Source organism: Tsukamurella sp. II2bb (assembly GCF_057815145.1).
Genome location: NZ_JBYPZI010000001.1, coordinates 538,132 through 564,064, shown reverse-complemented (window position 1 = coordinate 564,064; position 25,933 = coordinate 538,132). Strand labels below are relative to the sequence as shown.

At 71.2% G+C, this 25,933-nt stretch carries 24 protein-coding genes and 1 pseudogene; 6 read left to right on the top strand and 19 right to left on the bottom strand.

What is annotated here, in order from left to right:
- Positions 1-21 precede the first annotated feature (21 nt).
- Positions 22-1,515 carry a flavin-containing monooxygenase gene (locus AC21LY_RS03100; RefSeq protein WP_489044800.1) on the top strand — a complete coding sequence of 498 codons (1,494 nt, stop codon included), beginning with the start codon at positions 22-24 and terminating at the stop codon, positions 1,513-1,515.
- Between the two features lie 145 nt (positions 1,516-1,660).
- The gene (locus AC21LY_RS03095) at positions 1,661-3,286 is read left to right on the top strand and encodes a serine/threonine-protein kinase (RefSeq protein WP_489044798.1); all 1,626 of its coding nucleotides are present in this window, start codon (positions 1,661-1,663) and stop codon (positions 3,284-3,286) included.
- A 507-nt stretch (positions 3,287-3,793) separates the two neighbouring features.
- Here the strand turns inward: AC21LY_RS03095 and AC21LY_RS03090 are convergent.
- Both AC21LY_RS03090 and AC21LY_RS03085 read right to left on the bottom strand, forming a co-directional pair.
- A pseudogene (locus tag AC21LY_RS03090) lies at positions 3,794-4,153 on the bottom strand (integrase core domain-containing protein); the annotation flags it as partial.
- A gap of 307 nt (positions 4,154-4,460) precedes the next feature.
- Positions 4,461-5,681, bottom strand: coding sequence for a DNA polymerase III subunit delta' (locus tag AC21LY_RS03085; protein WP_489044797.1), 1,221 nt, complete (start codon positions 5,679-5,681; stop codon positions 4,461-4,463).
- 52 nt (positions 5,682-5,733) lie between these two features.
- Between AC21LY_RS03085 and AC21LY_RS03080 the strand changes: the two genes are divergently transcribed.
- On the top strand, positions 5,734-7,263 hold the full coding sequence (locus tag AC21LY_RS03080; RefSeq protein WP_489044795.1) for an adenylate/guanylate cyclase domain-containing protein: 1,530 nt from the start codon (positions 5,734-5,736) through the stop codon (positions 7,261-7,263).
- Positions 7,264-7,296: 33 nt separating this feature from the next.
- Here AC21LY_RS03080 and topA read toward each other — a convergent pair whose 3' ends face one another.
- The 3 genes from topA to AC21LY_RS03065 form a co-directional block, all read right to left on the bottom strand.
- The gene (gene topA / locus AC21LY_RS03075) at positions 7,297-10,266 is read right to left on the bottom strand and encodes a type I DNA topoisomerase (RefSeq protein WP_489044794.1); all 2,970 of its coding nucleotides are present in this window, start codon (positions 10,264-10,266) and stop codon (positions 7,297-7,299) included.
- Positions 10,267-10,437: 171 nt separating this feature from the next.
- Positions 10,438-11,013, bottom strand: coding sequence for a hypothetical protein (locus tag AC21LY_RS03070; protein ID WP_489044792.1), 576 nt, complete (start codon positions 11,011-11,013; stop codon positions 10,438-10,440).
- A 163-nt stretch (positions 11,014-11,176) separates the two neighbouring features.
- Positions 11,177-11,380: a cold-shock protein gene (locus AC21LY_RS03065; protein ID WP_068523077.1), complete on the bottom strand. Its 204-nt coding sequence runs from the start codon at positions 11,378-11,380 to the stop codon at positions 11,177-11,179.
- Between the two features lie 367 nt (positions 11,381-11,747).
- On the opposite strand from AC21LY_RS03065, the gene AC21LY_RS03060 reads away from it, so the two are divergent.
- Positions 11,748-14,066: a DEAD/DEAH box helicase gene (locus AC21LY_RS03060; protein WP_489044789.1), complete on the top strand. Its 2,319-nt coding sequence runs from the start codon at positions 11,748-11,750 to the stop codon at positions 14,064-14,066.
- Complete coding sequence (locus AC21LY_RS03055) at positions 14,059-14,292, top strand: hypothetical protein (protein ID WP_489044787.1); 234 nt, start codon at positions 14,059-14,061, stop codon at positions 14,290-14,292. Before AC21LY_RS03060 ends, AC21LY_RS03055 begins: the two co-directional genes overlap by 8 nt.
- 12 nt (positions 14,293-14,304) lie before the next feature.
- Here AC21LY_RS03055 and AC21LY_RS03050 read toward each other — a convergent pair whose 3' ends face one another.
- The 10 genes from AC21LY_RS03050 to ssd form a co-directional block, all read right to left on the bottom strand.
- Entirely contained in the window at positions 14,305-14,634 is a 330-nt protein-coding gene (locus tag AC21LY_RS03050; protein WP_489044785.1) for a TfoX/Sxy family protein, read from the bottom strand.
- Positions 14,635-14,703: 69 nt separating this feature from the next.
- The gene (locus AC21LY_RS03045; RefSeq protein WP_489044784.1) at positions 14,704-14,871 is read right to left on the bottom strand and encodes a hypothetical protein; all 168 of its coding nucleotides are present in this window, start codon (positions 14,869-14,871) and stop codon (positions 14,704-14,706) included.
- Between the two features lie 54 nt (positions 14,872-14,925).
- Positions 14,926-15,474, bottom strand: coding sequence for a hypothetical protein (locus tag AC21LY_RS03040; RefSeq protein WP_489044782.1), 549 nt, complete (start codon positions 15,472-15,474; stop codon positions 14,926-14,928).
- On the bottom strand, positions 15,471-15,791 hold the full coding sequence (locus tag AC21LY_RS03035; protein WP_489044780.1) for an Rv3654c family TadE-like protein: 321 nt from the start codon (positions 15,789-15,791) through the stop codon (positions 15,471-15,473). Before AC21LY_RS03035 ends, AC21LY_RS03040 begins: the two co-directional genes overlap by 4 nt.
- 86 nt (positions 15,792-15,877) lie before the next feature.
- Positions 15,878-16,186 carry a TadE family type IV pilus minor pilin gene (locus AC21LY_RS03030; protein ID WP_489044778.1) on the bottom strand — a complete coding sequence of 103 codons (309 nt, stop codon included), beginning with the start codon at positions 16,184-16,186 and terminating at the stop codon, positions 15,878-15,880.
- 23 nt (positions 16,187-16,209) lie between these two features.
- The gene (locus AC21LY_RS03025; protein WP_489044776.1) at positions 16,210-16,404 is read right to left on the bottom strand and encodes a DUF4244 domain-containing protein; all 195 of its coding nucleotides are present in this window, start codon (positions 16,402-16,404) and stop codon (positions 16,210-16,212) included.
- A 23-nt stretch (positions 16,405-16,427) separates the two neighbouring features.
- Positions 16,428-17,030 (bottom strand): type II secretion system F family protein, encoded by a 603-nt coding sequence (locus AC21LY_RS03020; RefSeq protein WP_489044774.1) that lies wholly within the window; start codon positions 17,028-17,030, stop codon positions 16,428-16,430.
- Positions 17,027-17,824 (bottom strand): type II secretion system F family protein, encoded by a 798-nt coding sequence (locus AC21LY_RS03015; RefSeq protein ID WP_489044772.1) that lies wholly within the window; start codon positions 17,822-17,824, stop codon positions 17,027-17,029. Before AC21LY_RS03015 ends, AC21LY_RS03020 begins: the two co-directional genes overlap by 4 nt.
- Positions 17,821-19,002 carry a TadA family conjugal transfer-associated ATPase gene (locus tag AC21LY_RS03010; protein ID WP_489044770.1) on the bottom strand — a complete coding sequence of 394 codons (1,182 nt, stop codon included), beginning with the start codon at positions 19,000-19,002 and terminating at the stop codon, positions 17,821-17,823. The genes AC21LY_RS03015 and AC21LY_RS03010 overlap by 4 nt, the downstream gene beginning before the upstream one ends.
- Positions 18,999-20,078, bottom strand: a complete 1,080-nt coding sequence (gene ssd / locus AC21LY_RS03005; protein ID WP_489044768.1) for a septum site-determining protein Ssd — start codon at positions 20,076-20,078, stop codon at positions 18,999-19,001. Before ssd ends, AC21LY_RS03010 begins: the two co-directional genes overlap by 4 nt.
- A 146-nt stretch (positions 20,079-20,224) precedes the next feature.
- On the opposite strand from ssd, the gene AC21LY_RS03000 reads away from it, so the two are divergent.
- Entirely contained in the window at positions 20,225-21,046 is an 822-nt protein-coding gene (locus AC21LY_RS03000; protein ID WP_489044766.1) for an HAD family hydrolase, read from the top strand.
- Positions 21,047-21,517: 471 nt separating this feature from the next.
- On the opposite strand, the gene AC21LY_RS02995 is transcribed toward AC21LY_RS03000, so the two are convergent.
- Genes AC21LY_RS02995 through AC21LY_RS02980 form a run of 4 tightly spaced genes read right to left on the bottom strand, consistent with a single transcriptional unit; the run spans position 21,518 to position 25,933 of the window.
- The gene (locus tag AC21LY_RS02995; RefSeq protein ID WP_489044764.1) at positions 21,518-22,255 is read right to left on the bottom strand and encodes a Fic family protein; all 738 of its coding nucleotides are present in this window, start codon (positions 22,253-22,255) and stop codon (positions 21,518-21,520) included.
- Positions 22,256-22,306: 51 nt separating this feature from the next.
- Positions 22,307-24,064, bottom strand: a complete 1,758-nt coding sequence (locus AC21LY_RS02990; RefSeq protein WP_489044762.1) for a dipeptide ABC transporter ATP-binding protein — start codon at positions 24,062-24,064, stop codon at positions 22,307-22,309.
- The gene (locus AC21LY_RS02985) at positions 24,064-25,014 is read right to left on the bottom strand and encodes an ABC transporter permease (protein ID WP_489044760.1); all 951 of its coding nucleotides are present in this window, start codon (positions 25,012-25,014) and stop codon (positions 24,064-24,066) included. The genes AC21LY_RS02990 and AC21LY_RS02985 overlap by 1 nt, the downstream gene beginning before the upstream one ends.
- Positions 25,007-25,933: an ABC transporter permease gene (locus AC21LY_RS02980; protein WP_489044759.1), complete on the bottom strand. Its 927-nt coding sequence runs from the start codon at positions 25,931-25,933 to the stop codon at positions 25,007-25,009. The genes AC21LY_RS02985 and AC21LY_RS02980 overlap by 8 nt, the downstream gene beginning before the upstream one ends.

Below are 25,933 nucleotides of genomic sequence, written 5' to 3'. Positions count from 1 at the left end.
CACGTGGACCAGGAGACAAGCATGACGAACACCACCCCCGAGCACCTCGACATCATCGTCATCGGTGCCGGCATCTCCGGCATCGGCGCCGGTCACTACATCACCACCGAGCTGCCCGGGAAGTCCTTCGCAATCCTCGAGGGCCGGTCGACCTTCGGCGGCACGTGGGACCTGTTCAAGTACCCCGGCATCCGCTCGGACTCCGACCTGCACACCTTCGGCTACGAGTTCAAGCCCTGGGAGGCGAAGGACTCCATCGCCGACGCGCACATGATCCTCGACTACCTGCAGGAGACGATGGAGGAGAACAACCTCGTCGACAAGGTGCGCTACGACCACCGGGTGGTCTCCGCGGACTGGTCGAGCGAGGACGGCCGGTGGACCGTGCAGGTCGACCACGCCGGCGAGCGGATCGTGCTCACCGCGAGCTGGGTGCTCTTCGGCAGCGGCTACTACGACTACGAGCAGGGCTTCACCCCCGAGTTCGCGGGCCGCGAGAAGTTCACCGGGCAGATCGTCCACCCGCAGTTCTGGCCCGAGGATCTGGACTACTCCGGCAAGAAGGTCGTGGTGATCGGTTCCGGCGCGACCGCGGTGACCCTGATCCCCTCGCTCCTGACCAGCGAGAAGCCGGCGGCCCACGTCACCATGCTGCAGCGCACCCCGAGCTACATCATGCCGGTGCCGAAGCAGGATCCGCTCGCGAACCTGCTGCACCGCGCGCTCGGCCACAAGCTGGGGCACGAGATCTCCCGCAAGCGGTTCATCTGGCAGCAGCGCGGCGTCTACGTCTTCGCGCAGCGCTTCCCCGACCTCGCGCGCAAGATCATCCGGCGCGAGAATGCCAAGCGGCTCCCCGAGGGCTACCCGGTGGACGTGCACTTCAACCCGCCGTACAACCCCTGGGACCAGCGCCTGTGCGCCGTGCCCGACGGTGACCTCTTCAAGGCGATCCGCTCCGGCAAGGCCGCCGTCGCCACCGACAAGATCGTGACCTTCGCCGAGACCGGCATCGAACTGGCCAGCGGCGAGCACCTCGACGCCGACATCATCGTCACCGCCACCGGCCTCAAGCTCAAGCTGCTGGGCGGCGTCACGCTCTCGGTCGACGGCCGCGAGGTCGACGTGCCGAACGCGGTGATCCACCGCGGCGCGATGCTCTCCGGCGTCCCGAACGTCGCCCTGGCGATCGGCTACACGAACTCCTCGTGGACGCTCAAGATCGGGATGCTGTGGAAGTACGTCACCAAGCTGATCGCGACCATGGACGCGAAGGGCCTGGACACCGCGGTGGCCGTGGCCGATCCCGACATGGCGACCCGCCCCGCCCTCGACTTCGAGGCGGGCTACGTCCAGCGTGCCCTCACCGAACTCCCCCGCCAGGGCGCGGACGACGACTGGCGCATGTCGATGAGCTACTTCGAGGACGCGAAGCGCCTGTCCAGCGAGCTCTCCTTCGGGGAGGAGTCCGGCCTGCGCCTGAGCTCCAGCAAGCAGGCGAAGGTCACCGTCTGACCTGGGACTTCTCGCCCGACCGCCCGCCGACCGCTACCGTTGACTCGGTGCGGCCGACGGGCGGTCGCGGCAGATGGAGTGGGATGGACGAGCAGTACGTCGCGGGTCACCGGGTGACCCGCGAGTTTCGCCGCGGGGGTCGCCGATGAGCGAGCAGCAGATCGCGGGCTACCGGGTGGTCCGCAAGCTCGGCGGTGGCGGTATGGGTGAGGTCTACCTCGTCCAGCACCCGCGCCTGCCCCGGCAGGACGCGCTCAAGCTGCTGCACGGCTCCGTCAGCAGCAATCCGCAGTACAAGGCCCGCTTCGAGCGCGAAGCCTACGTCCTCGCGCAGCTCAACCACCGCAACATCATCCACCTCTACGACCGCGGCGAGTTCGAGGGCCGGCTGTGGATCACGATGGAGTACGTCGCCGGCCCCGACACCGCCCAGATGCTCGCCCAGCGCGGGCCGATGCCGCTGCCGCTCGCGACCGAGATCGCCGACGGTGCCGGCGCTGCCCTGGACTACGCCTACCGGCAGGCGCGGATCACGCACCGCGACGTCAAGCCCGCCAACATCCTGGTGGCCTTCGACTCCGACGGTGCGCCGCAGGTCAAGCTCGCCGACTTCGGCATCGCCAAGGCCGCCGGGGAGGCCGTCGGCGTCACGTCGACGGGCATCACCGTCGGGACCATGGCGTACATGTCGCCCGAGGCCTTCGACAACAAGATCCTCGACAACCGCGCCGATCTCTACTCCCTCGGCTGTACCGTCTTCGAGCTGCTCACCGGCGAGCCGCCCTTCCCCGGCGACTCCCCCGCCGCGGTCATCTCGGCGCACCTGAACCAGCCCGCGCCGAAGATCACCGCCCGCAACCCCGATCTGCCCGGCCACCTCGACGCCGTCTTCCGCACCGCCCTCGCCAAGCGGCCGGAGGACCGGTACGCCACGTGCGCCGAGTTCGTCGCCGGGTTGCGGGGCCGGGCACCGTCGACCATCCCGGCCGGCACCGCACCGCAGCCCGTGCCCTTCACCGGTGAGCACTCGACGGCGCAGGCCGGGCCCGGTACCGCGCCCTACCCGGGTCCGCCGACGGGGCAGTACGTCCCGACCGGCGAGTACCCCGGTCCGCACACCGCGGCGCAGCCGGCGCCGACGCGCGCCGAGCAGTTGCCCGCCTCGGCCCGGAGGGAGGCCCCGGTCGCGCCGCCGCCCGCGCGGCCGCGCCGCTGGGGACGTACGGTGGCGGCCCTCGCCGCGGTCGTCATCGTCGCGCTGGCCGCGGGGGTGTTCTTCCTTGTCAAGCCGTCGGTCGGCGACCTCGGCGGATCCGGGGGCGGTTCGACGGTGACCGCCTCGTCGATCGAGCTCGTGAACTTCCAGGGCACCGACGATTCGTCGCCGAACCTCAAGAACGTGCTGACCGGCGACTCACCGTCGTGGCGCACTGATCAGTATCTGAGCGGGCCCAAGTTCGGCGGACTCAAGTCCGGCGTCGGTTTCCTCATCACACTGGACCGCGCGGCCTCGGTCACCTCCGGAACCATTGTGTCGCCCAGCGCAGGCTCAACTCTGGAAATACGTACATCGCCGACCGCTGCGGTGAGCTCGCTCGATCAAACCTCGACGCTCTGGGACGGTAAGTTGCGCAGCGGCGACACCGTGTTCTCCGCGAACAATGCTGCGAAGACGCGCTACGTACTGGTCTGGATCACCGGACTGTCGAAGCTTTCAGAAGGCAAGTGGCAGACCACCATTGTTCAGGTGACGCTTCGCGGTCGCTCGTGACCCACGGCAGTATCAACTCGAGGCAGACAATGCCACCTACCTGGCCGTCACCTCTGACCTCGCCAGTACCAACCCGACGATCCACCGGGAAGCGGGGTGGTCTGTCCGTCGAAATAGAAGCAGTCGGAGTATGCTTTGAAGCCTTTTGAGAACGCACCTGCAGCGCTCTCAAGACACGCTCCTTCGACCGGGAACGGCCCGGTCCATACGATCTCGACGGCATTCGCAGTCCCTCCGCCGAGGTTCAACGAAAGTGCTGCCGCGGCCAGAAGTGCCACGCATGTCTTCGATGCCACGAATGCTTGCCTAGCCATCATGTTTCCTCCTAGTTAGATCCGCGCACCACCAAGTACGCTATTTCCTTAGCAAAGGTTGCTGTATCACCGCTTGCCATCGGTTGTTGCAAAGCGACGTCCTACTACGTACTACGTCGCCGTCAGGGCCGAGGACGTTGTGAACACGTAGCCGCTCGACCGGGGTCTGGCCGCCGATCCCGGAGTATGTTCAGCGGTGATTGTGGTGATGCAATCAGACGAGGTAGGTGTCGTCGCGGGCGTCATCGCGGCGGTAGAGCTGGGCGTAGGCCCATTCGGCGGCGAGGGTCCGGTTGAACCGCTCAACCTTCCCATTGGTCCGGGGTCGATACGGCCGGGTCCACTCGCGCGTTGCAGCGCCGAGGGCGGTGTTGAACACCTTCGAGCGGTAGCACGATCCGTTGTCGGTGAGCCCCCTGCGGGCCATGATGCCGTGGTCGGCGAAGAACAACTCTGCCCGCCACCAGAACGCGGTCGCTGCCTCTTTGCACTCGTCGGTGAGGATCTCCGAACAGGCGAGTGGGCTGTAAGCATCGACGGCGTGGTGCAGGTAGTTGCAGCAGTGCCCCCTCGACCCGGCAGCAGGCGCCCATCGCGGTTGCAAGAGCGAAGTCCACAGCTGGGGACGCACGATCGCCGCTCTGGCGGCTGTCGTGATAACGCCCTGGCCGCCGCGGCGTAGTACCTGGTCTCGCCGTCCGGCTGCAACTCGTCAGGCGGCAGCGCAGCCCTGTCCGCGTCTTCGACCAAGCCCGTGAACTTCCAAGGCACCAACGATGCGTCGCCGGGGCCTCAAAGAACGTACTCAGCGGCGACAAGCCGTCCTGGCGCACCGACTTCTACAAGTCCGGTCCCGGCTCCTAGCGGCGGTGGTCGCGCAGCGCCGTCGAGACGCCCGCGGCCATCGCGTCCAGCGCGACGACCGGCTTGACGTTGAGGTCGATCGCCTCACGACACTCCAGTACGGACTCGACGCAGCGCAGCAGGCCCTCGGGCCGCGCGTACCCGGCCAGCCGGCGCGTCTGCTCGGACTCGTCGGGATGCATGAGCGTGACCCCGGCACCCGTGCCCTGCACGAGGGCGTCGCGGAACAGCGCGGCGAGGTCGATCAGGGCGCGGTCGAGGGCGTCGCGCACCGCGCGGGTGCCGCGCGCCTTCTGCCGCTTCTCCAGGTCCTTGAGCTGTCCCGCCGAGCCGCGCATCACGCCCGCGGTACCGCGCCCGACGCCGCCCGCGCCGAGCGCCGTCTTCAAATCCTCGGTCTCCCGCTCGTTGAGATCGGCGTTGAGCTCCTTCGCGGTGGTCTCCGCGTCCCGCAGCAGCTGCTCGACGACGCCGTAGACGCCCTCCGTGGTGGCCGCCCGCGCGAGCCCCAACGCCTGTTTGCGCTGTTTGCGCGCCTCCGGATCGGTGGCGAGGCGCTTGGCCCGCCCGACGTGGCCGCCGGACACCCCGGCGGCCCAGGCCGCGCGCTCGGCATCGATCCCGTCCTTCTCCAGCACCGCCGCGATCGCGGGCGCCGACGGTGTCACCAGCGGCACGTGCCGACAGCGGGACTTCAGGGTGACGGAGATGTCCTCCGGATCGACGGTGGGCGCGCACAGCAGCACGATGGTCTGCGCCGGCGGCTCCTCGACCATCTTCAGCAGCGCATTGCCGGCCTGTTCGGTCAGGCGGTCGGCGTCCTCGATGAGCACGATCTGCCAGTTCCCGACGGACGGCCGGCGCGAGGCGTCGGCGACGACCTCGCGCATCTGCTTGACGGCGATGGACAGGCCGTCGGGAGCGATGGACCGCACGTCGGCGTGGGTCCCGGCCAGGACGGTGGTGCACGCCCGGCAGCGCCCGCACCCGGGCTCGTCCGGATCGTCGCACTGCAGGGCGGCGGCGAGGGCGCGAGCCGCGACCGAGCGCCCCGAACCGGGCGGGCCGGTGAACAGCCAGGCGTGCGTCATGGACGATCCGGCCAGATCGGCGACGGTGCCCCCGCTCGCGACCACCTCGCGCGCGGCGGTGGCAGCGGCGCGCAGGCCGAGCACCACGGCTTCCTGCCCCACCAGGCGATCGAACACTGAGCTCACCCCCACACCCTAGCCCTCCCGTCCGACGGGCAGCGCAGGCTAAGTTGGAGCGGTGGCAGCACCGGAGAGCAGACTCAGTCGCGCACTGCGACTGGCGCGGTGGCTCGCTAAGACCCCCTGGCCGATCTTCGCGCTGGACATCCTCCGGTCGAACATCCTGGGCGCGGTCTTCGTCTTCGGTTTCCTGCGGTTCGCACTCCCCGTGCAGCAGTCCGTGCAGCTGCAGGAGATCAGCGGGATCAACCTGCTCGTCTTCATCGCGTACCTGGTGGTGGCCAGCATCCTCGGCATGGCGATCGGGCTGCGGCTCGTGCTCCCGGTACTCCGCTGGCACCGGCGCAGCGCCCCCTACGACCCCGCGATCTCCCGCATGGCGTTGAACCTGCCGCTGCGGATGGCCCTGATGCAGGCGGTCTTCTGGCTCATCGGCGGCGCCATCTTCGTGGTGATCAACTTCAACTCGTCGAGCGGCATCCGGGTGGTGGTGGCACTGACGGTGCTGCTGGGCGCCACGACGACGTGCGCGCTGAGCTACATGCAGACCGAGCGAGTGCTACGCCCCATCACCGTCGCTGCGCTCGCACAGGAACCGCAGGGCTCGGCGGGCCTCTCGGTGACCACCCGGATCCTGCTCAGCTGGGTGCTGGGCACCGCGACGCCGATCGTCGGCATCATCATGGTGATCGCCTCGCAGGACCTCGGCGTGATCGATCCCGACGCTCCCTCCCTGGTGAACCCCGTCCTGCTGCTGTCCGTGGTGGCGCTCGGCGCGGGCCTGCTCGGCACCGTCCGGGTCGCGAAGTCCATCGGCGACCCGATCCGCGACCTGTTCCGGGCGCAGCGCAAGGTCCGCGACGGCGACTTCACCGCCTCGGTCAAGATCTACGACTCCAGCGAGCTGGGTCTCCTGCAGGCCGGCTTCAACGACATGGTCCACGATCTCGCCGAGCGGCAGCGGATGCGCGACATGTTCGGCCGGTACGTCGGCCAGGACGTGGCGCGCCAGGCGCTCGAACACGGCACCCACCTCGGCGGAGAGATCAACGAGGTCAGCGTCCTCTTCGTCGACCTCGTGGGCTCCACGAAGCTCGCGGTCACGCAGGAGCCCGCCGCGGTCGTGGACCTGCTCAACGACTTCTTCACGGTGGTCGTCGACCTGGTCGACCTGCACGGCGGGTTCGTCAACAAGTTCCAGGGCGACGCGGCGCTGGCGATCTTCGGCGCCCCGCTGCCCCACCCGGACGCGGCGGGCGCCGCGCTGGCCGCGGCCCGCGAGATGCGGATCCAGCTCAGCGAGGTCTTGGGCGGCACAGGTTTCGGCATCGGCGTCTCCGCCGGTCAGGTGGTCGCCGGGCACATCGGCGCGAAGGCGCGGTTCGAGTACACGGTGATCGGCGATCCGGTGAACGAGGCGGCCCGGATCACCGAGATCGCGAAGACGGAGCCCTCGTCGCTGCTCGCCGCCGGGCGGGCCGTCGAGGCCGCGACGCCCGCCGAGCAGGCCCTGTGGGTGCTCGGCGAGGCGATCGAACTCCGCGGGCGCGGGCAGCTCACGCAGCTGGCCCGCCCGGTCGAGGACTGAAGGCTCGAGTTCCTTCGACGGGGCTGCGCGGGCTCAGGTCGCGTCGTTCGACGCGGTCGCCTTCTTGGCCGCGGTGGTCTTCTTCGCCGCCGTGGTCTTCTTGGCGACCGTCTTCTTCGCCGCGGTCTTCTTGGCAGCGGTCTTCTTGGCAGCGGCCTTGGCCGGTGCCTTCTTCGCGGGCGCCTTCTTGGCCGCCGCCTTCTTGGTGGCCTTCTTCTTCACCGGCCCGCGGGCGCGACGGTCCGCGAGCAGCTCGGCTGCGCGCTCGTCGGTGATGGTCGCGACCTCGTCGCCCTTGCGCAGCGACGCGTTGGTCTCGCCGTCGGTGACGTACGGGCCGAACCGGCCGTCCTTGATCACCATCGCGTTACCCGACACCGGGTCGTTGCCCAGTTCCCGCAGCGGCGGCGCGGCGGCGGCGCCGCGGCCCCGCCGCTTCGGCTCCGCGTACAGCTTGAGCGCCTCCTCGAGGGTCACCGTGAACATCTGCTCCTCGGTGGCCAGCGAGCGGGAGTCGGTGCCCTTCTTCAGGTACGGCCCGTAGCGACCGTTCTGGGCGGTGATCTCCTCCTTGGACTCGGGATCGACGCCCACGACGCGCGGCAGCGACAGCAGCCGCAGCGCGTCCTCGAGGGTCACGGTCTCGATGTCCATGGACTTGAGCAACGAACCGGTGCGCGGCTTGGGCGCGTCGGCCTTCTTCTTCCGGGCCTTGGCGGTCGGCTTGCCGCTCGTTCCGCCCGTCTTCGTCTTCGCCGCGCCCGGCTCGTCGAGGTCCTCCGCGTCGCCCTCGTCCTCCTCGGGCTCGGGCAGGATCTCCGTGACGTACGGGCCGAAGCGGCCCTCCTTGGCGACGATCTCGTGCCCCGTCGCCGGGTCGATGCCCAGCGGGCGGCCGTCCTGCGGGGTCGCGAAGAGCTTCTCCGCGACCTCCTCGGTCAGCTCGTCGGGGGTCATCGACGCCAGGATGTTGGCGCGCTGGACCTGGGGCTCGCCCGCCTCGCCGTCCTTCGGGCCGACGGTGCGCTCCAGGTACGGGCCGTAGCGGCCCACCCGCACGTAGACGACGTTGCCGTCCGGATCGGTGTAGAGCGGGATCGAGTTGACCGCGCGGGCGTCGATCGCGTCGAGGTTCTCGGCGACGAGGTTCTTCAGGCCCGGCGAGACGCGCTCCGTGCCGTTCGGCTCGACCACGTCGGAACCGAAGTAGAACCGGGTGAGCCAGTCGACGCGGCCCTCGCGGCCGCCGGCGATCTCGTCGAGGTCGTCCTCCATCGACGCGGTGAAGTTGTAGTCGACGAGGCCGCCGAAGTGGCCCTCGAGCAGGCCGATCACGGCGAAGGCCACCCACTGCGGGACGAGGGCGTTGCCCTTCTTCACGACGTAGCCGCGGTCCTGGATGGTCTTGATGATCGAGGCGTAGGTCGACGGCCGGCCGATGCCCAGCTCTTCGAGGGTCTTGACCAGCGAGGCCTCGGTGTACCGGGCGGGCGGGCTGGTGACGTGGTCGGCGGCGGTCAGCTCGGCGGCGGTGATCGCCTGCCCGGTGACCAGCTGCGGGAGCCGCGACTCGGCGTCGTCGGCCTCGCCGCCGGTCTGGTCGTCGACGGTCTCGACGTAGGCCGCGAGGAAGCCGGGGAAGGTGATGGTGCGGCCCGAGGCGGCGAACTCGACGCTCTCGCCCGACGAGGCCGTGCCGCCGATCCGCAGGCTCAGCGTGGTTCCCTTGACGTCGGCCATCTGCGAGGCCACCGTGCGCTGCCAGATCAGCTCGTAGAGGCGGAACTCGTCGGCATTGAGAACCGAGGCGAGCGCGCCCGGCGTCTGGAAGGTCTCGCCGGCGGGGCGGATCGCCTCGTGCGCCTCCTGCGCGTTCTTCACCTTGCGGGTGTACTGCCGCGGGGTCGGGTGCACGTAGTCGGCGCCGTAGAGCTGCCGCGCCTGGTCGCGGGCGGCCGCGATCGCCGTCTCCGACAGCGTGGTCGAGTCGGTACGCATGTAGGTGATGTAGCCGCCCTCGTAGAGCCGCTGCGCCACCTGCATGGTGCGGTCGGTGGTGAACCGCAGCTTGCGGCCCGCCTCCTGCTGCAGGGTCGAGGTCATGAAGGGCGCGTAGGGCTTGCGGGTGTACGGCTTCTCCTCGACGGAGGTCACCGTCAGCGCGGCCCCCTGCAGGCCCGCCACCAGGGCGTTCGCCCGGGCACCGTCGAGCACGGTGATCCCGGTGGCCTTCTTGAGCCGCCCCGTCGCGTCGAAGTCGCGGCCGGTCGCGACCCGGTCACCGTCGACGGTGACCAGACGCGCGCCGAAGGTGCGCGGCGTGGCCTGCGCGCCCGCGTCGAGCTGAGCGGCGATGTCCCAGTACCCGGCGGTGCGGAAGGCGATCCGCTCGCGCTCCCGGTCGACGATGATGCGGGTCGCGACGGACTGCACGCGACCGGCGGAGAGGCCCTGGTTGACCTTGCGCCACAGCACGGGGCTGACCTCGTAGCCGTAGAGCCGGTCCAGGATGCGGCGGGTCTCCTGCGCGTCGACGAGGTTCATGTCGAGCTCGCGCGGCTCCTCCGCCGCGGCCTGGATGGCCTGCGGCGTGATCTCGTGGAAGACCATCCGCTTCACGGGGACCTTCGGCTTGAGCACCTCCTTGAGGTGCCACGCGATGGCCTCGCCCTCGCGGTCACCGTCCGTCGCGAGGTAGAGCTCGTCGGCCTGCTTGAGCAGGGACTTCAGCTCGGAAACCGTGGAGCGCTTGCTGGCGGAGGTGACGTAGTGGGCCTCGAACTCGTGGTCGACGTCCACGCCGAGCCGGGCCCAGGGCTTGCCCTGGTCGGCCTCGGGGAGCGGGTTGTCCCGGCTCGGGAGGTCGCGGATGTGCCCCATGGACGCGCGGACGGTGTAGTTCGGCCCGAGGTAGTCGCCGATCTTCTTGCCCTTGGCGGGGGACTCCACGATCACCAGACGTTGCAGACCGTCACCGCCGGTGTTCTTCCCTCGTGCCGCCATGGACCCTCCTGCTCTGTTCCGGTGGCACCTGCGTCACCACCAAGACCCCGTGCGTCACTTTCGACGCAGGTGGTCACTCCGGTGCACATTCTGCCGCACCTTTCGCCCCACCTTATATACAGGGTCCGCTGCACGCCTCGTGGATTCCGTGCGGCCGGCGCGATCGGGACGTCACGGCTGCGGCCAGTGCGCCGCCGCCTCCGGCACGGGCGGATCGCCGATGCTCTCCCGCAGGCGCAGGAGCCGGCGGTGGCCGGAGACCCGCAGCGCGGGCTTCGTCCCGCGGGTCCCCACCAGGGTCGGGGCGACCCCCGCGCGCATCAGGGCGGTCGCGAGCACGGGGGCGCTCTCGGGAGCATGGGGGTCGAGCGCGAGCAAGTAGTGCACGCCGTCGACGTCGCCGCCGGCGAGCGCCCAGGCACGCAGTGCACGCGGGCCGGGAACCCAGGTCGACGGTGCCGTCTTCACCGCACCGCGGGTCCAGGCGACGGCCATCGGCTGCAGTTCCGGCGCCGCGAGGGTCCGGACCAGCGGGTTGCCCTCCTCGGAGAGATCGAGCTGCGCGCGCAGACCCGCCTCGTCGATCATCGCGGCGATGGCCTCGGCCCGCCACTGCTCGGCGACGACCACGGAGACCCGCGCGCTGCCGCCCAGCTGGACGATCTGCCCCGACGTCGCGAGCAGGCCGGCCAGGTCGCGAGGCGACGGCTCGGTCTGCTCAGCGGAGAAGAGTGACAGCTGGGACACATGATGAGCCTAGTGGGCCGTGGTGCGCGAAGGCGGAGACGACACGATCGTCACCGCTTCGTGACGAGCCCGCCCGGCGCACCGGTCCACAATGCACAGCACCCCTCCGCCCGAAGGCGGAGGGGTGCTGCGAGAAACTCGTATCGCGTGGTGCGGGGGTTTCTTAGAGAGCGCGGACGCCGGTGGCCTGCGGGCCCTTGGTGCCCTGGCCCACCTCGAACTCCACGAGCTGGTTCTCCTCGAGGGTACGGAAGCCGTTGCCCTGGATCTCCGAGTAGTGGACGAACACGTCATCCGAGCCGTCGGCCGGTGCGATGAAGCCGAAGCCCTTCTCCGCGTTGAACCACTTCACAGTTCCCTGTGCCATTGAGATGTTTCCTAACTTGTCTAACTACCGGTGTAGGAACCGTTCCCCGAGTGGGGTGCGACTCCTGGCCGGTTCCGGCCGCCATACCTTCTGGAGCCGTTTGCGGAGACCGCACACAAAAACCTTCAGTACCACGCCCGCAACATCGATCCCCCGATGGCCCCTTCGGACCCCCGGCGGGAGCTGCGACCTCCTACAGTCAATCATGATTTCCGGGCGAGCAACAGCGGGCGGGGCGATTTCTACTTCCGTTCACCCGCCGTCCCACTCCGCGACAACCCCGTTCCACCGCGACTAGACTGGAGCATCGGTGGTCCCCGGCCCGTCTCGACCGTGCGGACCTCACGTCGATGCGGGGGCTATCACGGTGGAGCACAACACCTTCGGCAGGGAACTGCTGGCCCGCGTCCAGGCCGGCGCGGGGCCCGGAACCGAGAGCCTGACCCATGTGGTGGACATCCCGTCACGCCGAGCGGAATTCGCCCCGTGGCCCGCGTGGGTGCCACCGCGGGTGCGCGACGGCCTGATCGACGAGGGCGTGCGGGAGCCCTGGCGACACCAGGCGGAGGCCGCGGAACACGCGCACGCGGGCCGGCACGTGGTGATCTCCACCGGGACGGCCTCCGGCAAATCCCTCGCCTATCAGTTGCCGGTGCTCGCCGCCCTCGCGGACGATCCGCGGGCCACCGTCCTGTACCTCTCGCCCACGAAGGCGCTGGGCACGGACCAGCACCGCGCCGCAGTGCGGCTCACCACGGCGTACGGCCCGGCCGACGCCTCGCCCGCCATGTACGACGGTGACACCTCGCAGGAGATGCGCCGCTGGGCCCGCTCCGACAGCCGCTGGGTGTTCACCAATCCCGACATGCTGCACGTGGGAATGCTTCCGCGGCACGCGAAGTGGGCCCGGTTCCTGCGCGGCCTGCGGTACGTCGTGGTCGATGAGTGCCACCACTACCGCGGCGTCTTCGGCTCGCACACCGCGCTGGTGCTGCGGCGACTGCTCCGAGTGGCCGCGAAGTACGGCGCCTCACCGGTGGTGATCTGCGCGTCGGCGACCACCTCCGATCCCGCGGGTGCCGCCTCCCGGCTGATCGGCGCGGACTGCGTTGCCGTGACGGAGGATTCGTCACCGCACGGGCCGCGCACCGTCGCACTGTGGGAGCCCCCGCTCCTGCCCGATCTGGAGGGTGAGAACGGAGCGCCGGTCCGGCGTCCGGCGACCACGGAGGCCGCGCGGATGCTCGCCGACCTCGTGGTCGAGGGGGCGCGCACCCTCGCCTTCGTCCGGTCCCGACGGTCCGCGGAGACCGTCGCACTCTCCGCGCGTCGGATGCTCGCCGAGGCGACTCCGGAACTCGCGGACCGGATCGCGGCGTACCGGGCCGGGTACCTCGCGGACGATCGCCGCCGCCTCGAGCAGGGCCTGAACGACGGTGCGCTGCTCGGCGTCGCCACCACGAACGCGCTGGAACTGGGCGTGGACATCGCCGGGCTGGATGCGGTGCTCATGGCGGGGTTCCCGGGCACCGTCGCCTCGTTCTGGCAGCAGGCAGGACGCAGCGGGCGGCGCGGGCAGGGCTCGCTGATCCTCCTGATCGCGCGCGACGATCCGCTGGACACCTACCTGGTGCACCACCCGGAGTCGCTGCTCGGGCGGCCGGTGGAGGCCACCATCACGGATCCGTGGAACCCGTACGTGCTGGGGCCGCAACTGCTCTGCGCGGCGGGGGAGATCCCGCTGACCCGCGCCGAAGTGGCGGCCTTCGGTGCGGTGGACGTGGTGGGGCGGCTGGTGGCCGACGGGCTGCTGCGCGAACGGCCCGCGGGCTACTTCCTCGCCGCGGGGATCGATCCCCATGCGGGCGTGAACATCCGGGGCGGCGCGGGCAGCGAGATCCTCATCGTCGAGGAGGCCACGGGCAGGCTGCTGGGGACCGTCGATTTCACGCGTGCGCTGTCGACGGTGCACGAGGGCGCGGTGCACGTGCACCAGGGCGAATCCTACGTGGTGGACGAGTTGGATCTCGACGACGGCCTGGCGCTGGTGCACGCGGAGGAGCCCGAGTGGACGACGTCTGCGCGCGAGGATCTGGCCGTGCATGTGACCGCGGTCCATTCGACCGAGGTACTGGGCGAGGTGACCGCACGGTTCGTCTCCGTCGAGGTGACCAGCCGGGTGGTCGGCTACCTGCGCACGCTCCGCAGCGGCGAGGTGCTGGACGCCGTCGAACTGGATCTGCCGGAGACCACCCTCGCGACCCGCGCGGCGCTGCTCACCCTGACGCCGGAGGCACTGGAGGACGCGGGCCTTGTACCGGAGCGCTGGCCCGGCGCCCTGCACGCCGCGGAGCACGCGGCGATCGGCCTGCTGCCGCTGGTCGCGTCGTGCGACCGGTGGGACATCGGCGGCCTGTCCACCGCGCTGCACGAGGACACCGGGCTGCCGTCGATCTTCGTCTACGACGGCTACCCCGGCGGTGCGGGTTTCGCGGAGCGCGGCTACGAGTCTCTGGCCACGTGGCTCGTGGCGACGCGGGACGCGGTCGCGGCGTGCGAGTGTCCCGCGGGCTGCCCGTCGTGCGTGCAATCGCCCAAGTGCGGCAACGGGAACGACCCCCTCGACAAGGCCGGCGCGGTGATCGTGCTCGACGTGGTCCTGGCAGGGGTGGCGCGCGGTGACTGAGCCATCGGGGGAACCGGAGATCGACCGCTACGCGGCCTTCGTCCTGTCGTTGCCGGAGGACCAGCGGCGGCGGCTGGGGCGGCTCCTCGAAAACCTCGCCACCCGCGACGAGGGCGGCTGGACCATCGCGAATCAGTCCGCCGACGACTTCCTGCGCCGGCACCGCGAGTACCTCGAAACCATCATCGAGACCGACTACTACGACGCCTTCCACGCCGACGACTGACTCACGTGGGACTCACTTCGGCGGCAGGGACCGCGCATGGGCGACGGTGCGGCGCACCCACTCCGCGAGCTCGGTGTCGGAGGCGGTGGTCTCCGGAGCCAGGTCGAGCCAGCCGCGCATCTCGCGTCCGCGCATGACGGTCCGCGTCACGTACGGGCCGAGCAGCTCCTCCGCGGCATCCGGATCGAGACGCGCCATCGCCTCGCCCCTGCTGTTGGCGGCGATCGCCATGTGCCCGTCGACCAGGAAGGCGAGCCCACCGAACATGCGCTTCTCCACGACGCCCGGTTCCCCCGCGATCGCATCGCGGATCCGCTCCGCCAGTCCCTCGTCGTACGCCATCGCACCAGTGTGCGCCGGCCGGCGACGCCGCGCCCGCGCAGCGGTACATCGCCGAGAGCCGTACGAATGTCAGGCGGACATGGTCAGCAGGTCGCCCCACCCCGCACGCTCGATGCTGCGACGCAGCGCCGGGCCGGGCGCGTGAGTGCCCAACCACCGCACGACGGCAGCCTTCTGCTCCTGCTCCGACACGTCACTGATGCGCAGGTGCATCGTCAACTGCGGGAGGTTCACCATCGGGGGTTCCTCTCCCGGAGGAACGGCGTGCAGGTCATCCCAGAATCGGGACATCTAGATCACCACCTCCGCGTCGATGACGGAGATCCGTCCCTCCATCCTCACTCCTACGCAGCGTACTACCGGATCACGGAACAGGAGTTCTCCCTGGTAGCGAAGGCCTGCGTCTCCAATGTCCGCTACGGCCAGCACTCTCGCCCCAGCCGGAACCGTTAGCCGAAGCAGTGCCGCGCCCCCTCTCCCCGCCGGACGGGTGAATTCGCGCTCCGCCACCGACCTGTGCGTCGAGACCGCGACGAAGCCATCCCACCGCCGAGTGGTCCCCACCAGATCGGCGAGCCGGCGTCCGGGCGAGCCGAACGCCAGCGCAGTGCTGCGCACACCCCGCCACACCACCAGGTCGATGACGGCTCGAGACGACGCGATGAGAGTGTCGAGATCTTCCGCCACCTGTTCCGCCTCGGCCGTCCCCACCTGGGTACGTACGAATCGCTGTACCTCCGCGTAGAAGCGGTCCGTGCCCTGCCACCGCAGAACCGACCCGCGCTGCTGCGGGGTCGGTTCGGGCAGCGTGAAGGCGGTGGCGGGGTCGAACTCGCTCACTCGGGGCCCGCCCGGGCGCGGGCGACGGCCTCGTCGGATCCGAAGACCGACAGGGAGACCGGGACGCTCACGCGCACCGTCACCTCGAAGCCGTCCACGCCGCACGCCCGGAGCGATCCCGCGTTGGCGCGGGCCAGACGGTCCGCGGCCGCGCACGCCTGCTCGGCGTCGACGGCGCTCGCAGCGCCCGCGAGCGCCGCGAGATCCGCCGCGGACTGCGCCCGGTGGCGAGCGGAGACGGCCGCGCCGACGTCGACGACCATGACCGCCACCGTGACGATCGCGGCGACCATCACGGCGGCGAGCACCGTCGCCACGCCGTCCTCGCGCCCACCGCGTGGCCGTGCACCGCCGCGAGGCCCGGTACCGGGCCGCGGCCTCGGCTCGGCCCGCGGCACGACCGTCACGGCGCCGCGCCCGGTTCCACGGCGGCCACCGCCGTAGCGGAGACCGTGAGCCCGGGCAGAATCGCCACCGGGGCGCGGACCTGCACCGTCACCGTCTCACCACCGCGGCTGACCGAGGAACTCGCGCCCGGTGGACCCACCTCGGCGACGGCACGGGCCGCGCCGGTGTCATCGCCCCGAGCCGCGAGCCGGGCCGCCTCCCGGGCGGCGTCGACGCACCGGACGTGAGCGGTCACGCCGACCACCGCACCCACGCTGAGGACCAGGACCGTGATCAGAGCGGCAACGGCGAACGCGGCCTCCACGGTGACCGCGCCCGCCTCGCCGGCTAGCCGGTGGAGGTGCCCAACGCCCTGCGGATGATGTCCGTCAACCCGCTGACGATGTTGTCGCCGGTGACCACCCCGTAGAGCACCGCGCCGAACGCAGCCGCTGCGATCGTGCCTATCGCGTACTCGACGGTGGACATGCCGTCGTCCTCCATCATGAGTTCGGTCATCCTGCACCGCAATCGGATCCACATTCCGTCCCCCTTCCGTCGGGCCGCTACAGCAGCCCCTCGCCGAGCACCCTGCCCGCGAGTCCCATCACCACCGGCACGATGCCCAGGCACACGAACGCCGGTAGGAAGCACAGCCCCAGCGGTCCCGCCACGGCGACGCCGGCCCGCTCGCCCGCCGCGACCGCCCGGTCCTCCGCCTGCGCCCGCTCGGTACGCGCGAGATCGGCCAGCCCCGCGGCCGGCGACGAGCCTGCGCGGGCGGACCGTCGGAGCATCCGGGTGAGCCCGACGACCTGCGGATCCACCGAGTCGGTCCGCCACGCGGTCTCCGCGTCGGAGCCCAGGGTGAGCAGTTCGCCCGCCCGGGTGAGCACCTCGGCGAGGGCGGGCGGCGCGCCCGCCGCGACCGCCCTGGCGGCATCCGCGGTCGGCATGCCCGCGCGCAGACAGACGGCGAACAGGTCGTAGGCGGCTGCGGCCTCGAACGGGTCGGGCTCGGGGCCGCGGCGCGGCAGGCGCGGTCCGCGCCGTCCTCCCGCCCCGTCTCCGATGGTGGCCGCCACCGCGGCCCGCGCGGTGACGGGAAGGATCACAAGGGCTGCAGCGAGCAGTGCCAGCGCCGCGGCCAGCGGGCCGTGGCCGCTCATGACCGGCCCGCTCTCGTCCCCGCGGCACCGTCCGCGATGGCGCGGGACCAGAGGAGTCCGGCGCAGGTCAGGCAGGTTCCGACGACCAGCAGCACGCCACCCGTACCCGTGCGGAGCAACGTGCCGAGCGGGTCCGCCCCGATCAGCTGGCCCATCAGCACACCCAGGACGGGGAGTGCGGCCAGCACCTGTGCGGTGGCCCGGGCACCGGCCAGCGAGGAGTGCGCCCGTCGCTCGTAGCGCTCGCGGGCCCGCAGGTCCTCGCGGACCGAGGCAAGGAGCTCGCCCATGCCGATGCCGTGCCGGGTCCCGGTGTCCCACGCCGCGGCGATCCGTGACCACGCGGCGCTCTCCCCCGCGTGGGCGCGGAGCCCCGCCGCGACATCGCCGCCGAGTTCCGCCCGGCCGGCCATCTCCGCGAAGACGGCGCGCACGTGCGGGTCCTCGGCGTCGCGGCCCGCGGCGGTACAGGCCGCCGCGGGATGGGCGCCGACGGACAACTCCGCGACCATCGCATCGACGCCCGCGAGGATCGCGGAGAGCCGCGCGGCCCGGAGCTTCTCCGCGCGCGTGCGCGCCCTGAGCTCGCGAAGCGTTCCCGTGGCCAGTGCCGCGGCGAGCGCCTGCCCAGGACCGATCAGCAGCGCGGCGAGCGGTACGACCAGGGCCAACCAACCCCAGCGCAGCGCGGTCCGCGGGGCGCCGCCGGTGTGCGCGGCGCTCAGTCGTGCGGCAGCGGGTCCGCCCGGCCAGGCGAGCGCCGCCGCGGCGAGTAGCAGGATCGCGGCCGTCACAGCGCATCCCGCTCCGCGAGGAGGGACCGGAGGTGCTGCGCGTCCGCAGTGAAGCCGTCGCCGCGTTCCCAGGCGGCCCGCACCCGCACGTAGCCGTCCGCGCCGCGCTCGACGACGCCGATGCTGCGCAGCCCGCGGCGCCCCGTCGGCCAGCGGTGCACTGAGAAGACCACCTGGAAAGCAGCCGCCAGCTGCGCGTGCAGCGCCTCCCGGCCCAGTCCGCCGAGCGCGGCCAGTGCCTCCAGCCGCGCGGGCACCTCTCGCGGCGAGTTCGCGTGCACCGTGCCGGCGCCGCCGTCGTGGCCGGTGTTCAGCGCGGTGAGCAGGTCGACGACCTCGGCGCCCCGGACCTCCCCGACGACGATCCGGTCGGGCCGCATCCGGAGCGCCTGGCGGACCAGGTCGCGGACGGTCACCTCGCCGACGCCCTCCACATTGGCTCCGCGCGCGAGTAGCGAGACCACGTGCGGGTGCACCGGATCGAGCTCGTGCGCGTCCTCGACGCAGAGCACCCGCTCCGCCGGATCCACCGCCCCGAGCAGGCCGTTGAGCAGCGTCGTCTTCCCGCTGCCGGTGCCGCCGATCACCAGGAAGGCGAGCCGCGCCGTCACGACCCGGCGCACGAGATCCGCCACCTCGGCCGGCACCGCGCCGCCGTCGACGAGGGAGTCCAGCGTCTGCGTCGCGGGCCGCAGTACGCGCAGCGAGATGCACGTCCCGCCGTGCGCCAGCGGCGGAAGCACGGCGTGCAGCCGGATCCCACTGCCGGCCCGACCGCCCGGCCCTGCGGGGAGATGCCCGTCCACCCAGGGCTGGGCGTCGTCCAGTCGGCGCCCGGCGGCGAGCGCGAGTCGCGCGGCGAGGCGGCGCACGGCATCGTCGTCCTCGAAGACGACGTCAGTGCGCTCGAGTCCCGCGCCCCGGTCGACCCAGACCCGCCGCGGCCCGCAGACCAGGACGTCGGCGACCGCGGGATCCGCGAGCAGCGGCTCGAGCCGGCCCGCGCCCACGAGCTCCGTCTCGAGGTAGGCCAGTCCGTCCAGCAGGTCCGTATCGCCGAGCACCCCGCCGCATTCGGCGCGCAGCGCCGCGGCCATCACGTCGGGGGTCAGGACCGCAGCCGACTGCGCGAGGCGCTCCCGCACTCGGGCGAGCAGATCCGGATCGGGCGAGGTCATGCCGCACCTCGCCGCACACCGTCGAGGATCCGCCCGGCGGCGAGTGCCAGCGGCGAGCCCTTCTTGAGCCGCAGGCCGCCACCGTCGAGCTGGGCGTCCAGGCCCGGTTGCGGCCGCATCGACGCGAGCAGCGGCACGCCCACGGCACGTTCCACGTCGCGCGCCGAGAGCCCGCCGGGCGCCGGCCCGCGCACCACCAGCGCGACCTGCCGGGCGCGGCCGGACAGCCCGTCGGCCACCGACCGCGCGGCGGCACAGCCGCGGACCGTCGCCCCTGCGACGACCACCACGACATCGGCGACCTCGAGGCACGCCGCGGTGGCGGGGTCGTCCCGCCGAGGCAGATCCACGACGGTGACCCCGACGCTGCGACGCCCCGCGTCGATCACCGCGAGGAGGCCCTCGACGGGGATCTCCTGCACGCCCGTCCCGCTCGCGGCCCCGCCCGCGGCGAGCACCGCGACGGCACCCGGCCGGCCGGGGAGCGCCGCGACCAGGGCCTCCGCCGGAACGTGGCCTCCGCGCAGGGCGAGGTCACCCCACCGCAGGCCCGGCGTATCGGCGCAGCCGAGGAGCAGGTCGAGGCCGCCGCCCCAGGGATCGGCGTCGACCGCGAGCGCGGTGACCCCGCGGCCCGGCGCCGCGACCGCGACAGCCGCGGTCAGCACGGATGCGCCCGCGCCGCCGTGCCCGCCGAGCACGGCGACGACGCGGGAGCGCGCCCCGTCGTCCTGCTCGCGGGCGGCGAGGAAGCGCGCGAGGTCGCGGACCTGGGCCGGAAGGACGAAGACCTGTGCGGCCCCGACCTCCACGGCGGCCGCCAGCTCCGCCATCCCCGCCTCCGCAGCGACGATCGCCACGCCCTCCCGGCGCGGCAGGCCGCCGGCTCGCGCCGCCTCGGCCATCGCCGTCGCCGCGGCCAGGTCCAGCACCAGCCCCGCCGCCGATGCCCAGCCCGCGCGCGGCCGGCCCCGGTCGATGTCCGTGACCGACCGCGCCGCCGCGGCGGCGGCCCGGCGCACGTCGTCGGCGAGCGGCCCCTCGGCCACCGCCATCCCGATCTCGATCCCCCGCATGGCACCAGCGTCGCCGACCGGGTGGTCCGGTTCGTCCGATCCCGGGCCGGCCTGTGGATGAACGTGTCCGATTCCAGAAAGCTGTGGAGGAATCCGGTCTGCCCTCTTGCCGGTACGCGGCCGCACCGCACCGGTAGGCTGGCCCCGTGAGCCCTACCGCGCCCGACGAGGCCCCGGTGCGCCGGGTCGCCGCCTTCTTCGACCTGGACAAGACGATCATCGCGAAATCGTCCGCGCTGGCCTTCTCGCGTCCCTTCTTCGACGAGGGCCTACTCAACCGCCGCGCCGTACTCAAGTCGAGCTACGCGCAGTTCCTGGTGATGCTGACGGCCGCGGACCACGACCAGATGGAGCGGATGCGCGACCACCTCACCCAGATGTGTGCGGGCTGGAACGTCGAGCAGGTGACGTCGATCGTCCGCGAGGCCCTGCACGACGTGGTCAATCCGCTGGTCTTCGCCGAGGCCGCCGAGCTGATCGCGGGCCACCACGCCCGCGGTCACGACGTGGTGATCGTCTCGGCGTCCGGCGAGGAGATGGTCACGCCGATCGCGGAGCTGCTGGGCGCCGACTACTCGGTGGCGTCGAAGATGAAGGTCGAGGACGGCAAGTACGCGGGCGAGGTCGAGTTCTACTGCTACGGCGAGAACAAGGTCGTCGCGATGGAGGCGCTCGCGGCCGAGCACGGCTACGACCTGGCGCAGTGCTTCGCGTACTCGGACTCCATCACCGACGTGCCGATGCTCGCCGCTGTCGGGCACCCCACGGCGGTCAACCCCGATCGCGGCCTGCGCAAGGAGGCGGCGGAGCGCGGGTGGCCCGTGGTCTCCTTCTCCAACCCCACGCCGTTGCGCGACCGGATCCCCACGCCCTCGCGGAACTCGGTCCTCGCGACCGCCGGACTGACTATGATCGCCGCCGGCGCCGGCGTCGCGACTTACCTTGCACTGCACCGGAAGAAGCACTGAAGCCCCGCTCCGAAAAATTTTCGCCCAACCCCTTGCTGTGACGCCCATCACAGGGTAGAAATGGAGTCACGGAGCGGCGCGAAGCCAAACCCCCACCGGAAGAGAAGGTCGAGGGTTCCCGAGCGTCAAGGCTCCCAGCACGGACACCAGGCACCCACGCGGAGCTCGCCACCTATGGCGGAAAGCGCTGTGAGCCTGCGTCGTCGGGGAAACAGTGGTCAGCACAAGGTCTGCGGATAGTGGATCTCTCTCCGATGAACGCCGAGGCCGTAATACAGCCCACCCTCACGCACGCTTGGTAACCGGGATCCGTGCTAGCGAACGGCGATTCGGACCCGTTCTGAGGAAAGCACCTCGAGTGCATCTTCCTCAGCTCAGGCCGGGTCGCCGTTGCGCATGTCCGGGGTCGGGTCACCCACCGACGGTCCGGGCCGGATCGAGGCCCGTCGCCCGGCACACCCGACGGGACCGTCACCGTTCGGCCAGAGCCAGCGCTTCCACCCCGCCCGCTTCCAGCGCCTGGCAGCAGAGCACCACCCAGGCGATCACCGCTTCTCGATCGCCCACCCCGAAGGCGTCCACCGCATCGGCGTAACTGGGGGCGAACTTGAGCCAGGTGGTCTCCGGAATGCCCAGCGCATGCGGATCGAGACCGGAGGCCACCGTCACCAGACGCGACGCAGCGCGGGCGACCACTCCGTCGGCCACCTCGAAGGGCCGTAACGCGAGCAGTTCTCCGTGCACGATCGCCGCCACCACCGGCGCGGGCGCCTGCGTACCACCGGTCACCAGCTGCGCCAGCAACCCCAGCCGCTCCCCCGTCCCCGGGCGCGGCCGGCCGAGCCGGGCGTCGTCACCGTCGACGAGGTCCGCGGCGGCCAGCGTGTGCAATCGGGCCAGGACCTGCAGCGGCGCGCGGCGCCACACACCGACGGTGGCGTCCAGCAGGTCACCGTCGATCGCCTGGTAGGCGCGCATCGCCCCGGCGAGCACCGGATCGCTGATCAGCTCATCGCGGCTGAGCGCCACGGCACCGCCGTCGAGCGCCGCCGAGGCGCGCGCCCCGCGCAGCGACGACTCCGTGGCGGTGGCCCGCCACTCGCGGCGGTTCGCCGGATGGCGGTGCACCTTGGCGAGCGCCTCCCGCGCGGCTGCGGCCGCCTCCGCGACGGCGGGAACGGCGACGAGCGGGCTCAGCGGGTCGGTCACACGCCCACCCTAGCCCGCCGCGCGCCGCCCCCGATCGGCCCGCCGACCCGATCAGCCCGCCAACTCGATCGAGCCGCCGGGGATCGCGTCGATCAGCGCCCGCGTGTAGTCGGACGTCGGGTTGTCGTAGACCTGGTCCGTCGGGCCGGACTCCATCACCTTGCCGCCGGCCATGACCAGGGTCTGGTGGGCGATCTGCCGCACGACCGCCAGATCGTGCGTGATGAACAGATAGGTCAGTCCCAGCTCCCGCTGCAGCCCCTCGAGGAGCGTGAGAATCTGCGCCTGCACCAGCACGTCGAGCGCCGAGACCGCCTCGTCGAGCACGATCACCTCGGGATCGAGCGCCAGCGCCCGCGCGATGGCGACGCGCTGCCGCTGTCCGCCCGACAACTCGTTCGGGTACCGGTGCATCGTGTCCACCGGCAGGGCCACCATCTCCAGCAGCTCCTTCGCCCGCCCCACCCGCGAGGCCTTGTCGCCGACGCCGTGCACCGCCAGCGGCTCGGTGATCGCCCGGTAGATCGAGTACATCGGGTCCAGGGAGCCGTACGGATTCTGGAAGACGGGCTGCACCCGGCGCCGGAACTCCTTGGCCTCCCGCCCACGCAGCGAGGTGACGTCCCGCCCGTCGAATTCGACGGTGCCGCTGGTCGGTTCGAGCAGGCCGAGCACCATGCGGGCCACCGTCGACTTGCCCGACCCGGACTCGCCGACGACGGCCGTCGTGGTGCCCCGCAGCATGGTGAAACTCACGTCGTCGACCGCGCGGAAGTCGCTGCTCTGGAAGGGCAACGAGCCGCGGATCGGGAAGTCCTTGACCAGATTCGAGGCCACCACGACCTCGGCGGGCCCCGCCGCGGCGTCGTCCTGCAGCTCGTCCCGCACGGACTCGGCCTGGACCGACTCGACCGGGGCCGACTCCCGGACATCGGTCACGGAGGGCTCCGCGCTGTGCCGGGCCGCGAGCGACGGTGCCGCCGCCACCAGGCGCTTGGTGTACTCGTGCCGCGGATCCTGCAGGATCTCCAGCGCCGGACCGGACTCCACGACCCGGCCCTTGTACATCACGACGAGGTGGCCGGCCCGCTCGGCGGCCAGTCCCAGGTCGTGCGTGATGAGCAGCACCGCGGTCCCGAGCTCGCTCGTGAGGGTGTCGAGGTGATCGAGGATCTGGCGCTGCACCGTGACGTCGAGCGCGGAGGTGGGCTCGTCGGCGATGAGCAGCTTCGGCCGGCAGGCCAGGCCGATCGCGATGAGCGCGCGCTGCTTCATGCCGCCCGAGAACTCGTGCGGATACTGGTTGACCCGCTTACCCGGGTCCTTCATACCGGCCTCGGCGAGCAGTGCGATCGCCCGCTTCCTGGCGTCGCCCTCCTCGGCGTTGTTGGCCTTGAGGGTCTCGCGGATCTGGTAGCCGACCCGCCAGAGCGGGTTGAGGTTGGTGTTCGGATCCTGTGGGACCAGACCGATGCCGCTGCCGCGGATCTGCTGGAACTGCTTCTCCGACGCGTGCGAGAGGTCCTTGCCGTCGAAGACGATCCGGCCACTGGCGACCCTGCCGGTGCCCTGCAGCAGACCCATCACCGCCGCGGCCGTCGTCGACTTGCCCGAACCGGACTCGCCGACGATCGCCGCCGTCTGGCCCGGGTAGACGGTGAGGTTGGCCCCGCGCACCGCGGGGACCGGCTCCCCCTGCACGGTGAATTCCACGACCAGGTCTCGGATCTCGAGCAGCGGGGACGGTGCCCCGCCCGGCGCGGGCCCGTCGCCGACGGTGCCCGGCCCCTGCGTCTGTGCGTCGGACATCAGCGCTTCCTCGCCTTCGGATCGAGTGCGTCGCTGAGGACGTCGCCGAGCATCATGAAGGTCAGCACGGTGATCGCCAGCGCGGTCGCGGGGTAGAACAGGATGGGCGTGCCCTCGCGGAGCAGCGATTGCCCCGCCGAGATGTCCATGCCCCAGGAGACCTCGGTGGCCGGGAGGCCGATGCCGAGGTAGGAGAGCGTCGCCTCGGTGACGATGAAGATGCCCAGCGCCACCGTCGCCACCACGATCACGGGGCCGAGGCAGTTGGGGATCACGTGCGTGAACAGGGTGCGGGCCCGGGAGGCGCCCAACGACTTCGACGCGGTGATGAACTCCTCGTTCCGGACGGACACCGCAGCGGATCGGGCGATGCGCGCGATCTGCGGCCAGGAGAAGATCGCGAGCACGAGCACGACCGACCAGATGGTCCGGTGCTTGATCATCTGCATGACCACGACGGCGGCGAGCATCAGCGGGATGCCGAAGAAGATGTCCGCCAGGCGCGCGATCAGCGAATCGAGCCAGCCGCCGTAGAAGCCGGCCGCCGCGCCGAGGACGCCGCCGACGAGCACCACCACGACCGTGGTGAAGACGCCGACCAGCACCGAGGCGCGGGCTCCGTAGACCGTGCGGGCGTAGATGTCGTGACCCTGCAGATCGGTGCCGAACCAGAAGGTCCCGCTGGGCGGCAGGAGCGACCGGTCGAGCGACGCGTAGTGCGGATCCTTGCCGAAGGCGAAGACGGCGGGGAAGGCGACCACCAGCACGATCAGCACGAGGAGGGCGACGCACACCCAGAACAGCGGCTTGACCCGCAGCTGCAACCACGCCGACTTCCAGAAGCCGGCCGGCTCGGTGTCCTGAGCGACCGCGTCGATCGCGCCGACCACCACGTCGTCGGGCGCGGCGACGAAGCGGTCCTGTCCGGGATAGGTGTGAGTTTCAGGCATAGCGGATCCTCGGGTCGAGGGCGGCGTAGAGCAGGTCGACCACCACGTTGGAGATCAGATAGACCATGATCAGGACGGTCACGAAGGAGACCACCGTGGGCGCTTCGCCGCGGATCACGGCCTGGTAGATCGTGCCGCCCACGCCGGGGATGTTGAAGATGCCCTCGGTGACGAGCGCACCGCCCATGAGCGCGCCGATGTCGGCGCCCAGGAAGGTGACCACCGGGATCAGTGAGTTGCGCAGCACGTGCACGAGGACGACGCGGGAACGGGGCAGCCCCTTGGCCGTCGCCGTCCGCACGTAATCGGCGGTGAGGTTCTGCGCGACCTGCGAGCGGGTGAGCCGCACGACGTAGGCGAAGGACACCAGGCCGAGCACGATGCCCGGCAGCAGCAGGTGGTAGAAGTCCAGGTTGCCGCCGACGGTGACGGGGAACCACTGCAGCTTCACGCCGAAGACGAACTGGGCGATGAAGCCGAGCACGAAGATCGGCACGGCGATGATGACCAGCGAGACGAACAGGATCGTGGTGTCGAACCACTTCCCCTTCTTCAGGCCGGCCAGAACGCCGAAGAAGACGCCGAGCACGGCCTCGACCGCGAGCGCGATGAGCGCGAGGTTCACGGTGACCGGGAAGGCCCGCTTCATCACGTCCCACACCGGCTGGCCGGAGAACGACGTACCGAAGTCGAAGGTGAACGCGCCCTTGATGTAGTACCAGTACTGCACGAGGAAGGGCTGATCGAGGTGGTACTGCGCGCGCAGGCCATCCACCACGTCGGGCGGGAGCTGCCGGTCGCCGCCCAACGCGCCGATCGGATCGTCGGGAACGAGGAAGACGAGCGCGTAGATGAGCAGCGTCGCCCCGAAGAAGACGATCACGAGCTGCCCGAGGCGGCTCAGGAGATATCGCGCCAT

Coding starts and splice junctions, on each gene's coding strand:
- AC21LY_RS03100 (WP_489044800.1), top strand. CDS start 22: ATGACGAACACCACCCCCGAGCACCTCGACATCATCGTCATCGGTGCC.
- AC21LY_RS03095 (WP_489044798.1), top strand. CDS start 1,661: ATGAGCGAGCAGCAGATCGCGGGCTACCGGGTGGTCCGCAAGCTCGGC.
- topA (WP_489044794.1), bottom strand. CDS start 10,266: ATGGCGGCACGAGGGAAGAACACCGGCGGTGACGGTCTGCAACGTCTG.
- AC21LY_RS03065 (WP_068523077.1), bottom strand. CDS start 11,380: ATGGCACAGGGAACTGTGAAGTGGTTCAACGCGGAGAAGGGCTTCGGC.
- AC21LY_RS03050 (WP_489044785.1), bottom strand. CDS start 14,634: ATGGCGTACGACGAGGGACTGGCGGAGCGGATCCGCGATGCGATCGCG.
- AC21LY_RS03045 (WP_489044784.1), bottom strand. CDS start 14,871: ATGGTGAACCTCCCGCAGTTGACGATGCACCTGCGCATCAGTGACGTG.
- AC21LY_RS03025 (WP_489044776.1), bottom strand. CDS start 16,404: ATGTGGATCCGATTGCGGTGCAGGATGACCGAACTCATGATGGAGGAC.
- AC21LY_RS03020 (WP_489044774.1), bottom strand. CDS start 17,030: ATGAGCGGCCACGGCCCGCTGGCCGCGGCGCTGGCACTGCTCGCTGCA.
- AC21LY_RS03010 (WP_489044770.1), bottom strand. CDS start 19,002: ATGACCTCGCCCGATCCGGATCTGCTCGCCCGAGTGCGGGAGCGCCTC.
- ssd (WP_489044768.1), bottom strand. CDS start 20,078: ATGCGGGGGATCGAGATCGGGATGGCGGTGGCCGAGGGGCCGCTCGCC.
- AC21LY_RS02990 (WP_489044762.1), bottom strand. CDS start 24,064: ATGTCCGACGCACAGACGCAGGGGCCGGGCACCGTCGGCGACGGGCCC.
- AC21LY_RS02985 (WP_489044760.1), bottom strand. CDS start 25,014: ATGCCTGAAACTCACACCTATCCCGGACAGGACCGCTTCGTCGCCGCG.
- AC21LY_RS02980 (WP_489044759.1), bottom strand. CDS start 25,933: ATGGCGCGATATCTCCTGAGCCGCCTCGGGCAGCTCGTGATCGTCTTC.